We start from the raw sequence: 13,620 nt of genomic DNA on the forward strand, positions 1-13,620 counted from the left end.
TTTATTTATAAGTTTAATCAAGAGATTCTTAGACTCAGGTGTGGGTATTAGAAATGTACACATGGGATAAAAATTAAGTTGCCGCATTAAAGAATTTATGTATAATGTATTGCATTTAAATTCTTTAGTGCGACAATCTATTTTAAGAAGCTTTTATAGTAAATTGACTATTATATATATCACTATATAAGCCGCCTTTAGCTAATAATTCATCATGGTTTCCTTGTTCAACAATATTTCCTTTATCCATAACCAGTATTTTATCTGCATTTTTAATTGTAGATAATCTGTGTGCTATTATAAAACTTGTTCTCCCTTTCATAAGATTATCCATAGCGTGTTGTATTTCTAATTCTGTGCGTGTATCTACACTTGAAGTTGCTTCATCAAGTATTAAAATATAAGGATTGGCCAAAATAGCACGGCCAATGCATAAAAGCTGCTTTTGTCCTTGTGATATTGAAGAATTCTCATCATTTAAAACTGTATCATAGCCATGAGGAAGAGTCCTTATAAAATAATCAGCTTTGGCAAGCTTTGCAGCTTCTTTAACCTCTGAAATTGTTGCTCTATCTCTGCTGTATGAGATATTATCTTTTATACTTCCGTCAAACAACCAGGAATCTTGCAGCACCATTCCAAATAAAGAACGTAAATGACTTCTTTTTAGTTCAGTTATATCTATGCCATCAATTTTAATTTTTCCACTATTTAATTCATAGAATCTCATAAGAAGATTTATCAAGGTAGTCTTTCCAGCACCAGTTGGACCAACTATAGCAACTTTTTCACCTGCTTTTACGTCTAAGTCTATTCCTGTGATTATAAGGTCTTTTCCATATCCAAACTTTACATCTTCAAATATTATATTACCTTTTGGTGCTGATATTGTCTTATGATTTATAGTATCTGCCTTTTCTTCTGTTTCATCTAAAATCTCAAATACACGTTCCAGTGAAGCAATAGCTGCTTGCATTGAATTTAAAATATAAGCGGCTTCAGTTAGAGGTTCTGAGGCTTGATCTACATATTGGAAAAAGGCTTGAATTAATCCTATTGACAACTTTCCTTGAATGACAAATATTGCACCAAGAGATGCTATTATTACATATCCCATTTGATTCATCAAACGAATTAAAGGATTTATAGCATAGGTAATAAATTGAGCTTTTTTTTCATCAATATATAATTTATCATTGGATATTTTAACTTTATCGATTATTTCATCTTCCAAATTAAAAGTTTTTACCACCATCTGACCAGTAAAATATTCTTCTATTTGCCCATTAAATTTACCTAGAGATTCTTGTCTGTTTGAAAAATAATTGATGCTTTTTTTACCAATTATTGAAGTAGCGATAATTCCCATGACAATAGTAAAAATAGCAATTAACGCTAATATCCAATTTATTGAAAACATTAGAATAACAGCTCCTATAATTGTAAGTGTTGCTGTTATGAACTGCATCATTCCAGATTGTAAGGTATCAGATACTTTTTCTAAATCATTTGATATTCTGCTTAAAATTTCACCTTTACTATGTGTATCGTAATATTTTAAAGGAATTTTTGAAAACTTTTTACTTATTTCTTTTCTTATAGATAATACTAATGTTTGGGATACTGAAGCCATTATATTCTGCTGTATATAGTTAGCTAATGAAGATAGTAAGTATATAAAAAGCAGTAATAGCGAAAGTTTTTTTATAATGTTAAAATCTATATTGAAAGAACCAGTAGAAGACATATTTTTTATTCCTTCATAAACGGTATTAATAGCTTTACTAAAAATCAATGGAGCAGTCATTGTAAAGGTTAAACTTATAACAGCAAAGAATATTACAACAATTATTTTCCATTTTTGTTTAAAAAGCAGCTTTATCAATCTTTTTACAGTTTTTTTGGTATCTTTAGCTTTTTCTATGGACATTTCGGTGTCAAAAGAAATTGGGTCATTTGTATTTTCTTCATACATTATGCTAATTCCTCCTTACTTAATTGAGATTGTGCTATTTGCATGTAAATAGAGGAATTTTTAAGAAGTTCTTTATGAGTTCCTATTCCTACTATTTTTCCTTCTTCTAAAACTATAATTTGATCTGCATCCATAATTGTACTTATTCTTTGAGCAATGGTTATAACAATGGCATCCTTTAATCTTGGTTTTATAGCTTTTCTAAGCTTTGCATCTGTTTTATAGTCTAAAGCAGAAAAACTGTCATCAAATACATATATATCACTTTTTTTAACTAAAGTTCTTGCTATGCATAACCTTTGTCTTTGACCACCTGAAAAATTACTGCCTCCTTGTGCTACAAAGGAATCATAATTATGTTTCTGCTCTGCAATAAATTCATCTGCTTGAGCTAATTTGGCAGCATCTTTAATTTCTTCTATAGTAGCATCCTTTTTACCATGTCTTATATTGTCAGATATGGTTCCGCTAAAGAGAAATGCTTTTTGAGGTGAAAAACTTACTGCATTTCTTAAGGTTTTTTGAGAAAGATCCTTTATGTTAACACCATTTATTAAAATTTCCCCGCCTTGTATTTCATGAAGTCTTGGTATTAGCTTACCAATAGTACTTTTTCCAGAACCAGTAGCTCCTATGATGGCAGTAGTTTTACCATTTTCACATGTAAAATTAAGATTTTTTAGAACAGGTTTTTCAGCATCCTTATAAGAAAATGTTACATTTCTAAATTCTAAAGTCTTTTTGCCATGTGGAAGAATTTCAGGTGTTTTTTCTTCTGCTATTTCGGGTTCATATTCTAATACTTCTAATATACGTCTTGAACATGCACTGGCACGTGGTACATTAAGTAATACAATTATAGCCATTACTAAGAATACAAATATAATTATTGAATATTCAATAACAGCCATAATATCACCAATGAGCATAGCTCCTTGGCTTACTCTAATTGATCCAAACCATAAAATAGCAACAGCACAAACATTCATTACAGCCATTATTGCAGGCATAGCTACAGCTAGTATTTTATTCATTTCTATATTAATATTTGCATAATCTGTAAATGCAGCATCCATCAAGTTTTTTTCATGTTTTTCACGATTAAAAGCACGTATAATTCTTATTCCTGAAATATATTGCCTCACTCTGGAATTTATTTTATCTAATTCAGTTTGCATTTTAAGCGATAAATTTATAACTTTTTTGCTTATGAGTATATTAAATAATATAAAAATTACTCCTGTTATAAAAATTATAAAAGCCATATATTTATCTTTAGAAAAGGCAAAAAACATTCCTACTATGGTTATGAAAGGTACTGGAATAATCATTTCAAAAAACATAGTTACTGTATTTTCAATTTGATTTACATCACTTGTACATCTTGTGATTAAAGATGAAGTAGAAAAATGTTTAAAATCATGTATTGATAATTTCTGTGCATGAGAAAACATTTTAATTCTAATATCTCTAGAAAGTGTTCCTGATAAATTGGCAGATAAATAAGTAGAAAGTATAGCCAGTACTCCAGTAAATATTGCAACACTTATCATTATTCCACCAGTTCTTAATACATAATGTATGTCACCCTTTATTACTCCATTATTTATTATTTTTGCAGTTAGTGTTGGAATATATAATATACCTATAGTTTTCAGTAATATGATTATAAATAGTGAAACTAAAAGTATTTTGTTAGTTTTAAAGTGTTTAAATAGTTTTAGCATAATAATCTCCTTTATCTATGATTGTATTTACAGATCATATGATAAACTGTACAGTAACTTGACAGTCAATACTTTTATGAATAGAATGATTTAAAGAAGAAAAAATCAATAACTTAATAGTTATAGAAAGTGTGATTTATGAGTGATTTTATGGGTTCAAAAAAGTATTTATCTATAAGTGCTTTTTCTAAATTAGCTGGCATAAGTAGAAAAAATTTAATATATTATGATGAAATAGAAATATTAAAACCTGCATTTGTAAAAGAAAATGGATATAGATATTATTCTTATAGTCAATTAGATGAGGTAAGTATTCTTCTTGCTCTAAAAGATTTGGACATTCCATTAAAGGAAATAAAAAATTACATGAAAAATGTATCTCCAGATAATTTGATTAATTTGATTGCTGATCAGAAGAAAAAAATATTAGAAGAACTTAATAGATTAAATCAAATGAATTATATTATAGAACAGAGGATTAATAATGCTCCAGTAATATCTAATATCAACTGTGGAGAAATATTATTGGAATATTGCGAAGAAGAAGTACTGTTTTTAGGACCTGAGTATTTGTATGATTGTAATAATTTTGAAGATGATTTTATTAGTTTTTTGAATTATTGTGAAACTAAGAAAGTACTATATGGTTACCCCCTAGGTGTTTATGTTGATTATGATAGTTTAGTTCCTGATAACGTTAGGATGTATAGATATTTTTATAAGGTTTCGAAAGATACGGATTTAATAGAAAAGACCATAAAGCCAGCAGGTCTTTATGTTATAATCTATGATAATAGTTATTTAGCTGAAGATATTAGTATTTTTGATAATGTAATCAAGTTTATAGAGAAAAACCATCTTAGTGCTTGTGGAAATGTTTATATAGAAAATATATCAGATGAAATAATTACTAAAAATCCAGACAAATATTTATCAAAAATTTCTGTACAAGTTGAAGAATTGAACTACATAAACTAATCCATATATTTTTTACCCCAAAGGCACAGTTCATTTAGGATATTTTCTAGTGATTTGCCTCTATCTGTAGATATATATTCTACCTTAGGTGGAATAGTAGCATAAGCAATCCTTTCAATAAGGCCATCCATCTCCAGATTTTTTAATTCTTGAGATAGTATTTTGTGACTTATATTAGGAATAGATTTTTTTAGTTCTCCGTATCTTATAGAATCAGTTTTTAATATATGCCATAATATTATGGCCTTCCACTTGCTGCCGATTACAGTCATGGCAAATCCCAATGAACATTTAAAATCCTTTTGCCTCTTTCTTTGATTGGGGAACTTTTCAATAGTGTGTTTGTTCATATCTTATCCTTCTCTCCAAATGGTAACTATCTAATTAAAAATATAGCATATAATAGTTGAAAGTTCAACTATTATATGCTAATATATATTTATTATAGTTGAACTTTCAACTATAATTGTAGGAGGTGAAGACTTATCAAAACCTTAGATAGTGACATATTAAGAGAACTAGGAACTTTATCAAGGTGTATTCATTACATGAGTGACTTGAAATTTAAAGAGATAAATTTGCAAAAAGGACAATTTACTTTTTTAACAAGGATATGTGAAAATCAGGGAACTAACCAAATTGACTTATCAAATCTTTTAAAAGTAGATAAAACTACAACAACAAAGGCTATACAGAAACTTATTGAAGCAGGATATATAGAGAAAAAAAGAGATGACATTGATAAAAGGATGTGGAGACTTTATCCAAAGGAAAAAGCACTAAAAACATACACATTTATTATTGAAGAGGAAAATAGAAATATTCAAGCTTGTATTAATAACTTTAGTGAAGAAGAAAAGAAATTGGTCAGTAAATTAATTAAAAAAATGAGAAAAAATATTGAAAATGACTGGAAAGAAATAAAAAATTTTTGAGGAGGATACTATAATGAGAAAAGCAGTTATGGAAGATATAAAAGATATTATGGAAATTATAAGAGGAACTATTGCGGAAATGCGAACGTATGACAACAGTCAATGGGATGAAAATTATCCTCAAGAAAAGGATTTTATTAATGATATTCAAGAAAGAGAATTATATGTAGCAGAGAGAGAAGGAAGATTAGTTGGTTTTGTATGCATTAATAAAATAGAGCCAGCTGAATATGATGGATTAAACTGGTCATTAAAGGAAGAGTGCATGATTGTTCATAGAATGGCTGTTGGTCTTAACTGTAGAAGAATTGGAATTGGTATTGAATTAATGAAATTTGTTGATGAACTAGCTTTAGCTAACAATATAAGATATTTAAAAACAGATACCTATTCCATAAATACAAAAATGAATGCATTATTTAAGAAATGCAATTATGATTTAATTGGAGAAATGAGATTTTTAGGAAAAGAAAAACCATTTTATTGCTATGAAAAAATATTAAATAAAGATAAATAGATTGTGGTTTAATATTTGAATTTAGCTTGATTAAAAATGTTTTGTTTATTTATGAATAAATAATGTTTTAGTATACATGTTTACCATTGCTTAAAATAAGCTTTAATAAAAGCTTATTTTAAGCAATGGTATTTTTGTTTGCAATAATATATTAAAGTGAAAAATAGTGAACAGTAGGTAGTGTATGAATTAAAAAAATAGGAAGAAATTGGACTGTGATTAGTAATTAGCAGTGTGATATAATGATTCTAAATGTTAAATTTAGGTTAAGCGGAAAAATTAAGGATTGGATTGATTAAATGAAGTTTTTATATAAATTTACATTGCTGATTGTTATTTTAATTGTTTTAGGTTGTTTTGTTCAATTTGTAGTATTTAATAAATTTTTTATTTCTGATACTAATTCTTTATTGTTGAGTACTAATGAAAAGGCTGCAGAAAATGTTAGTATGCAGCTTGTAGAAAACTTTAAAAAAGTGGAGAATTTTCTAGAGCTAGTTGCTGCAAATGATGAAATTAGAGAAAATCAGGAACTTCTCAATAAATTTAATGAAATTGTGCCTGAAGTAGATGTAGTAACAATTGTTAATTCCAAAGGAGATATTTTACGTATGTCTGGAAATGTAAACAATCATAACGTTACAAATTTGGCATATAGAGATTACTTTCAGCAGGCAATTCATGGTAAAACTTATATAAGTAATGTTTTCACAGGCACTAGTGGAAATAAGATAGTTGTAATGTCAGTTCCAATTATGAAAAATGGCGGTATTGATGGGATAGTTGTTGGAACTGTTAAATTACAAGGAAACTCCTTGGCATCCATGTTTGATAATAAGGAATTCGGAAAAAAAGGTTATATTTCTGTTTTGGATAGTAATGGTTATGTTGTTTATCATCCTAATAAAGAACGAATTGGTAAAAAATCTGTAATTTTTGATAAGTTACAGGGAAAATTGGGTTTTAAGATAATGAAAGATTATTCAGGAAAGGATCAGTTTGTTGGGTTTAGTAAAGTTTCAAACTTAAATTGGTATGTAACTGTTATTACTCCCACTGCTGACATAATGACAATTAGAAACATTATAATTTATGAAACATTCATAGGGTCAATCATAGTAAGTATTTTAGTTATTTTACTTGGTATATATACAATAAAACGATATAGTAAACCGCTAAATAAGTTAATATTTTCATTTAACGCTTTGAAAGATGGGAAGTACAAAAAGATTGATCCACATGATTATGAAGAAGAATTTCAAGAAATGGTTAGAGTTTATAATAATACAATTGGAAGATTAGAAGAAGCACATAATGATCTTGAAGAAGCTGCTGATATTGATTCTTTAACAGGAGCCTATAATAGACGTGCCTTTAATAATTCTTTAAGTACCGTGAAACAAGAAATAAATAATTGTAATTTGAAGAGCTTAGGAATTCTTTTACTGGATATTGACCATTTTAAAGATCTAAATGATACATCAGGACATTTAGCTGGAGATAATGTACTAAAAAAACTTGCTCAAATAATGAAAATTACTGTTGGAGAACGTTCTGTATTTCGCTTTGGTGGAGATGAATTTGCTATTGTAATTCGTAATGTTTCAGATGAAAAATTATTATCTGTTGCAGAAGGAATTCGACTAAAAAGTGAAGCAGCGTTAAATGGATGTTCGGTTAGTATTGGCATAGCTAAATTTCCAAAGGATACGCATTCCGTGGATGAATTGATAGATTTTGCAGACAAAGCTCTTTATATAAGTAAAAAAAGTAAGAATAAAGTGACTGTTTTCATGAAATCAAGTGATTCCTAGATTCAGATGGAGTTTGATTGTGAGAAATGTCTCTTTCTTGAGAAAAAACTCGTAAAATGTTTTGAAGTAATTTAAAAAGATTGATGAAATCAAGTAATATAGTAGAAAAAGTATTTTTTATTATTTGCAAAAAATGTTGAAAAAGTTCCTTAAAGATGTTAAAATGACATTAATTAGATGTATACAGTATATATAATAATAATAATAAGTTAGAAAAATTAAAAATATTACAAGTCACTATTAATAGTTTGTTTTATATATGTTGAGATTTTAACGATAAATGTCGAATTAATTATATATAATTTTTTACTGACATATTAAGAAAAAGTGGAAACCGTGAAAAATTCTCTTTACTTGGGCACTTGGAGAATTTGGAGTTAGTAGTGCAACCGGCGAATAACTAGTTTTAAAACTAATTATTGGCCTTTATTTTTTGAAAAAATGAATAACATAATTTTTTAAACTAAGGAGGAATACAATGAAAATTTTTAACAACTTAAAAATGTTATATAAGCTAATGATAGCTTTTATAATAATGATAATATTTATAGCAATTGTTGGTTTTGCGGGAATATCAAATATGAGAAAAATCAATTCAAATGTTTCAAATTTGTATAATGTCGATTTAAAAGGGGTAAAAGATATAAATATGCTTAAAACAAACCTTACAACTGTTAGAGTAGATATTTTACAAATTTTAGATCCTAAAAATAGTGATAAAGTCTCCAGTTTAGTTGAAGATATTGATAAATTACAAAATATAGACAAAGATTTAATTGAAGAATATAAAACTACAATTACGACTACTATTGATAAGGAGCAGTTTGCTCAGTTTGAAAAATTATTGAATGATTATAGAAGTTATCGAGTACAACTTATAGATAAAGTTAAAGCTTCAGATTATAATGGTGCCAATGCTATTTTTCCTGAACTTTCAAAAGTTAAGGATGATATGTTTTCTGTATTAGATAAAGAAGTAAACTTAGGGACAAAGCTTGCTGCTGATGATTATAATAGCAGTAATGCGATTTTTAAAAGTTGTACAATATTTTCTATTAGTATAATTGGAATAGCTGTTATAGTCGCAATTATTTTGGGTCTCTTTATATCCATTGTAATATCAAAGAGATTAAATAATATCTTATTGTTTTCCAAAGCTATAGGACAAGGAGATCTTACAGCAGAAATTGATGTTGATTCGAAGGATGAAATAGGAAATGTTGCTAAAGAATTAAATAAGTCCAGAGAAAATATAAAAGAGCTAATAAATGAAATATTGAATAGTTCAAGTGATATGAGTGCAACAAGTGAAGAATTGTCAGCAACTGTTGAAGAAGTTTCATCTAAAATGGAAGTAGTAAATGAATCAGTAGAACAAATATCTAAGGGGGTTCAAGATTTAAGTGCAACTACTGAAGAAGTCAGTGCATCAACAGAAGAAATAAACGCCAATACCAATGAACTTGCCAATAAAGCAAATGATTCAAAAATATCAGTAAAAGAAATAAAAGACCGTGCTCTTAATATAAAAGCTAAAGCATCAAAAAATATTGAAGAAAGTACATTTATGTACAATCAAAATCGTTCAAATATTTTGAATGCAATTGAAGAGGCTAAAGTTGTGGAAGAAGTTAAGATTATGGCTGATTCTATTGGTAATATAGCACAACAGACAAATTTATTAGCTTTAAATGCGGCAATAGAAGCAGCAAGAGCAGGAGAACAAGGAAAAGGGTTCGCAGTAGTTGCAGATGAAGTAAGAATGCTAGCAGAGCAGGCTGAACAAGCAGTTGTAGATATTCAAAGCATGGTTGGCCAAGTAAAAACTTCGGTGGATAAGCTTTCACAAAGTGGACAAGAAGTACTTAAGTTTATGGAGAATAATGTTAATCCAAATTATGAATTTCTTCAGAGTACAGGTATTCAATATGAAAAGGATTCGGAATTTATGAATAATATATCAGAAGAGATTTCAACTTCTTCAAAACAAATGAATGAGATCATTGAGCAAATAAGTTATGCTATACAAAGTGTATCTGCAACTGCAGAAGAATCAGCTGCAAGCTCAGAAGAAATATCAAAAAGTGTTAATGAAGTAACTTTTGCCATTAGTGATGTTGCAAAATCTGCACAAAATCAAGCAGAACTTGCACAAAAATTAACTGATATGGTACAGAAGTTCAAACTGTAAATTTTGATAGTTTATATGCAGTTAAAATAATTAAGACAGCAAAATTCACTTTGCTGTCTTAATATTTTATATAGGATTTAGTTCCAGTGTATGTATGGAAAATAGATTTGAAATGATAAGCAACAATAAAGTATAATGTTTGTTGTGAGCACATAAATGTTACAATAACATTATTTCAATGGAGGAGTTTTTAATATATGAATTTTTATTTTGCACCTATGGAGGGCTTGACTGGGTATATTTATCGAAATGCTCATAATGCCTTTTTCAATAACGTAGACAAATATTTTTCACCTTTTATTGTTGCAAATCAAAGCAATAGTTTTAAAACAAAGGAATTAAGAGACGTTTTACCTGAAAATAACCAAGGGCTGTTTTTGATTCCACAACTATTGACAAACAATGCAAAAGATTTTATACATATGTCAAAGAAATTAAAACAGTTGGGATATAATGAGGTCAATTTAAATTTAGGATGTCCTTCTGGAACTGTGGTTTCAAAAAATAGAGGATCTGGATTTCTTTCAAAGACAAAAGAACTTGATGAATTCTTAGAGGAAATTTTTTCAGAAGCTGTAACAAAAATTTCAATAAAAACCAGGATAGGAAAGGATAGTCCGAAAGAATTTTATAATTTAATTGAGATATTTAACAAATATCCTATGGAAGAGCTTATAATTCACCCTAGGATTCAAAAAGATTTTTACAAAAACAAGCCTAATATGGAAATTTTCAAAGAGGCTTTGATTTTGAGTAAAAATACTGTTTGTTATAATGGTGATATTTTTAAAGTTAAAGATTACGAAAATTTTTCTAAGGATTTTCCTAGTGTACAAACTTTAATGCTTGGCAGGGGATTACTAGCCAATCCTGGACTGATTGGTGATATTAAAAATGATACTAAACCTGAAAAGAAATTATTAAAAGATTTTCATGATAAAATTTATGAAGATTATAAAGAAGTACTTTTGGGAGATAAAAATGTATTGTTTAGAATGAAAGAATTATGGTTTTATATGCTGCCGAGGTTTTCAAACAATGAAAAATATGCAAAAAAAATTAGAAAATCAGAAAGATTGTATGATTATGATGCAGCAGTTTTTAGTTTGTTTAGAGATCAGGACATTTTAGAAAGTTAGTAAAATAAAAAAGCTCCACATATAGGAATGAACATCCTTTGTGTGGAGTTTTCTTATGATAAAAAACTTAATAAATTGTTCATACATTTGTTAAGAAACGGTGAAAGTAACAAGTTAAAATGGATTCATCAAATAATTTAAATAAAGGAGAATAGTTAATGGATAACAAATTACTGCAGAGGAGTTTTTTATATGTTAGGATTGATTAAAAAAATAATATATGTAATATTTACTTTCTTCATAGCACTTTTCATAGCATCATCATTTTTTGTAAGAGCTGAATATAATTACTTTGTTTATGGTGATACTCCTATTTTACAAAATCAAAAGCTTGGTATTTTTATTTTACTTATAATATTTCTAATTTCATTAAGTATAGGCTTGTACAAGCTGTGCTTAAAATTTAATAAGTACAGTAGAAAGATTGTAATTCCAGTAACGTTGACACTTTCATTTATTGTTCAAATAGTTATTATATTCTTATTTACTAGATTACCTACAGATGATTCTCAAACTGTGGTTTCACTGGCTTTAAACATGCTGTATAATAAAGATTATTCTTCATTTCAAAGTGGTGGATATCTTCATATGTTTCCTTTTAATTTTTCTATGGTATTATATTTGCAAGCTTTATTAGCTGTATTTCCAGATAACTATTTAGTTATAAAGATTTTTAATATACTATTTACTCTTATTACAACTTTAATGATTTACTTGATATATAAAGAGATAAATTATAAGTCAAAGGAAAATGATTATGGTGTACTAATATTTTCGGCAACTTATGTACCATCATTGTTTATGTGTAATTATATATATAATGATGTTATATCTACAGCACTTTTTACTACTGCTATATACTTTTTAATAAGATTTATAAAACAAAAGTCAATTAAGTATATTGTTGTTTCTTCAATTCTTTTAGCAATTGGAAATTACTTTAGAAGTGTAGGAGTTATTATTTTCATAGCTGCAGTTATTTACATTTTATTATGTATAAAAAAAATTGGAATTAAAAAAGGAATGACTTCTTTATGCATAATGGCTTTACTATTTAATGTTCCAAGCTTTACTCAAAATGCTGTTTTACAAGATACCCATATTGTAAGTCAATCTGTTAATAAAAATTCTGCACCTACATATATGTGGCTTAACATGGGTATAAATAAAGAAAGATTCGGTTTTTGGGACAACATGCAAAGCTACAATATATATGAAAGGCAAGGAAATTATAATAAAGAAAAAAGTACAGAATTATTTAAGGAAGAAATAAAAAATAAATTATCAAACTTAACCTTTGTGGATTTAACAAAAATGTATTATAAGAAAATTGTATGGACCTGGACAGAAGGAACATACCAAATTGAAAGATATGGTCTTGGTGTTCAATCAGCATCTAGTCCAGGAGAGAGAGGAAAAGGTATGGTGATGGGTGGCTATAGTTATACTACCTTTGCCACTAATTTATTTAAGGGAAATTCACAATATAGAAGTGGGCTTATTTGGGTATTATATGTAATGAATTTCTTAATGTACTGTTCTATTTTGGTTAGATTGATAGGTGGAATAAAAGCTAAAAGGTTTGATGAAGTGTTCTTAATTTTAGTGATTTTAGGGTTTGTTGGATTCTATGTTTTATGGGAAATTAAATCTAGATATATTTACCCAGTATATCCTTTGTTAATAGTTTTATCATACATGGGATTTAAGGATGTATATGATTCTATGTCAAAAAGAAAGCTTTCAGAGTATTTGCAATTGCTTGGAAAGAGGGGATAAAATATGAGAAAAATAGTATACAGGATATTTATAATTGCAGCATTATTTGTTTGTTCCATGTCACTTACTTCCTGTAAGGCAATTACAGCTCAAAATATAACCAATATGGGCTCTGGTCAAGGGATGAATGGCGGCGGAATAAACGGTGGTCCAAGTATGGATGGTAACAGAATGTCCAATGCTGATATTATTGGTAAAATAGTATCTTTAGATGGAAATACTATAAAAATAGAAGTAGCAAAGCAAAATTCAAATGGAAGCTCGAATGGGAATAGTAAACGAAGTAACAACAATAGTGACAATAGAAAACCGCCTCAAGGTGGATTTTCAGGTGGCAAGCTTGAATTAAGCTATACTGGTGAGACAAAAACAATTACAGTTAATAGTGATGTTAAAATATCAGAAAAAACTGGTATGCCTGATCAAAATGGAAATGGCAGCTCAAAATCATCTACAAAGGTATCAGATTTGAAAAAAGGACAAGTAATAATGATTTGGTATAAACAAAATACTAAAATAGTAGAAAGAATCAGTGTGACGCAGTCATAGAAAATAAATTTTACCA

Annotated in this window: 11 protein-coding genes and 1 riboswitch; of the genes, 8 read left to right on the forward strand and 3 right to left on the reverse strand. The window is 28.1% G+C overall.

What is annotated here, in order from left to right; translation table 11 throughout:
- Positions 1 to 142: 142 nt before the first annotated feature.
- Both EG57_RS0209480 and EG57_RS0209485 read right to left on the reverse strand, forming a co-directional pair.
- On the reverse strand, positions 143 to 1,975 hold the full coding sequence (locus EG57_RS0209480; RefSeq protein WP_032076995.1) for an ABC transporter ATP-binding protein: 1,833 nt from the start codon (positions 1,973 to 1,975) through the stop codon (positions 143 to 145).
- The gene (locus EG57_RS0209485) at positions 1,975 to 3,702 is read right to left on the reverse strand and encodes an ABC transporter ATP-binding protein (protein ID WP_032076996.1); all 1,728 of its coding nucleotides are present in this window, start codon (positions 3,700 to 3,702) and stop codon (positions 1,975 to 1,977) included. The genes EG57_RS0209480 and EG57_RS0209485 overlap by 1 nt, the downstream gene beginning before the upstream one ends.
- A 138-nt stretch (positions 3,703 to 3,840) precedes the next feature.
- Between EG57_RS0209485 and EG57_RS0209490 the strand changes: the two genes are divergently transcribed.
- On the forward strand, positions 3,841 to 4,680 hold the full coding sequence (locus EG57_RS0209490) for a MerR family transcriptional regulator (RefSeq protein ID WP_032076997.1): 840 nt from the start codon (positions 3,841 to 3,843) through the stop codon (positions 4,678 to 4,680).
- On the opposite strand, the gene EG57_RS0209495 is transcribed toward EG57_RS0209490, so the two are convergent.
- Complete coding sequence (locus EG57_RS0209495; RefSeq protein ID WP_032076998.1) at positions 4,677 to 5,030, reverse strand: winged helix-turn-helix transcriptional regulator; 354 nt, start codon at positions 5,028 to 5,030, stop codon at positions 4,677 to 4,679. The genes EG57_RS0209490 and EG57_RS0209495 overlap by 4 nt on opposite strands.
- Before the next feature lie 198 nt (positions 5,031 to 5,228).
- Between EG57_RS0209495 and EG57_RS0209500 the strand changes: the two genes are divergently transcribed.
- The 7 genes from EG57_RS0209500 to EG57_RS0209530 all read left to right on the forward strand — a co-directional run bounded on the left by EG57_RS0209500 (position 5,229) and on the right by EG57_RS0209530 (position 13,604).
- Positions 5,229 to 5,615: a MarR family winged helix-turn-helix transcriptional regulator gene (locus EG57_RS0209500; protein WP_052037813.1), complete on the forward strand. Its 387-nt coding sequence runs from the start codon at positions 5,229 to 5,231 to the stop codon at positions 5,613 to 5,615.
- Positions 5,616 to 5,628: 13 nt separating this feature from the next.
- On the forward strand, positions 5,629 to 6,132 hold the full coding sequence (locus EG57_RS0209505) for a GNAT family N-acetyltransferase (protein ID WP_108849494.1): 504 nt from the start codon (positions 5,629 to 5,631) through the stop codon (positions 6,130 to 6,132).
- Between the two features lie 299 nt (positions 6,133 to 6,431).
- Complete coding sequence (locus EG57_RS0209510; protein ID WP_032077001.1) at positions 6,432 to 7,946, forward strand: sensor domain-containing diguanylate cyclase; 1,515 nt, start codon at positions 6,432 to 6,434, stop codon at positions 7,944 to 7,946.
- 320 nt (positions 7,947 to 8,266) lie between these two features.
- Positions 8,267 to 8,350: riboswitch (cyclic di-GMP riboswitch) on the forward strand.
- Positions 8,351 to 8,424: 74 nt separating this feature from the next.
- Positions 8,425 to 10,137 carry a methyl-accepting chemotaxis protein gene (locus EG57_RS0209515; protein ID WP_032077002.1) on the forward strand — a complete coding sequence of 571 codons (1,713 nt, stop codon included), beginning with the start codon at positions 8,425 to 8,427 and terminating at the stop codon, positions 10,135 to 10,137.
- Positions 10,138 to 10,334: 197 nt separating this feature from the next.
- A complete protein-coding gene (locus EG57_RS0209520) occupies positions 10,335 to 11,276 on the forward strand; it encodes a tRNA dihydrouridine synthase (protein WP_032077003.1) in 942 nt (313 codons plus the stop codon).
- A gap of 192 nt (positions 11,277 to 11,468) precedes the next feature.
- Complete coding sequence (locus EG57_RS0209525; RefSeq protein WP_032077004.1) at positions 11,469 to 13,055, forward strand: glycosyltransferase family 39 protein; 1,587 nt, start codon at positions 11,469 to 11,471, stop codon at positions 13,053 to 13,055.
- A gap of 3 nt (positions 13,056 to 13,058) precedes the next feature.
- Positions 13,059 to 13,604 (forward strand): hypothetical protein, encoded by a 546-nt coding sequence (locus EG57_RS0209530; RefSeq protein ID WP_032077005.1) that lies wholly within the window; start codon positions 13,059 to 13,061, stop codon positions 13,602 to 13,604.
- Positions 13,605 to 13,620 lie beyond the last annotated feature (16 nt).

The organism is Clostridium drakei (assembly GCF_000633595.2).
GTDB lineage: Bacteria > Bacillota > Clostridia > Clostridiales > Clostridiaceae > Clostridium_AM > Clostridium_AM drakei.

Bases quoted from the DNA above. Each gene is read 5' to 3' on its own strand.
- EG57_RS0209505 (WP_108849494.1), top strand. From the start codon at position 5,629: ATGAGAAAAGCAGTTATGGAAGATATAAAAGATATTATGGAAATTATA.
- EG57_RS0209520 (WP_032077003.1), top strand. From the start codon at position 10,335: ATGAATTTTTATTTTGCACCTATGGAGGGCTTGACTGGGTATATTTAT.
- EG57_RS0209490 (WP_032076997.1), top strand. From the start codon at position 3,841: ATGAGTGATTTTATGGGTTCAAAAAAGTATTTATCTATAAGTGCTTTT.
- EG57_RS0209480 (WP_032076995.1), bottom strand. From the start codon at position 1,975: ATGTATGAAGAAAATACAAATGACCCAATTTCTTTTGACACCGAAATG.
- EG57_RS0209515 (WP_032077002.1), top strand. From the start codon at position 8,425: ATGAAAATTTTTAACAACTTAAAAATGTTATATAAGCTAATGATAGCT.
- EG57_RS0209525 (WP_032077004.1), top strand. From the start codon at position 11,469: ATGTTAGGATTGATTAAAAAAATAATATATGTAATATTTACTTTCTTC.
- EG57_RS0209500 (WP_052037813.1), top strand. From the start codon at position 5,229: ATGAGTGACTTGAAATTTAAAGAGATAAATTTGCAAAAAGGACAATTT.
- EG57_RS0209530 (WP_032077005.1), top strand. From the start codon at position 13,059: ATGAGAAAAATAGTATACAGGATATTTATAATTGCAGCATTATTTGTT.
- EG57_RS0209495 (WP_032076998.1), bottom strand. From the start codon at position 5,030: ATGAACAAACACACTATTGAAAAGTTCCCCAATCAAAGAAAGAGGCAA.
- EG57_RS0209485 (WP_032076996.1), bottom strand. From the start codon at position 3,702: ATGCTAAAACTATTTAAACACTTTAAAACTAACAAAATACTTTTAGTT.
- EG57_RS0209510 (WP_032077001.1), top strand. From the start codon at position 6,432: ATGAAGTTTTTATATAAATTTACATTGCTGATTGTTATTTTAATTGTT.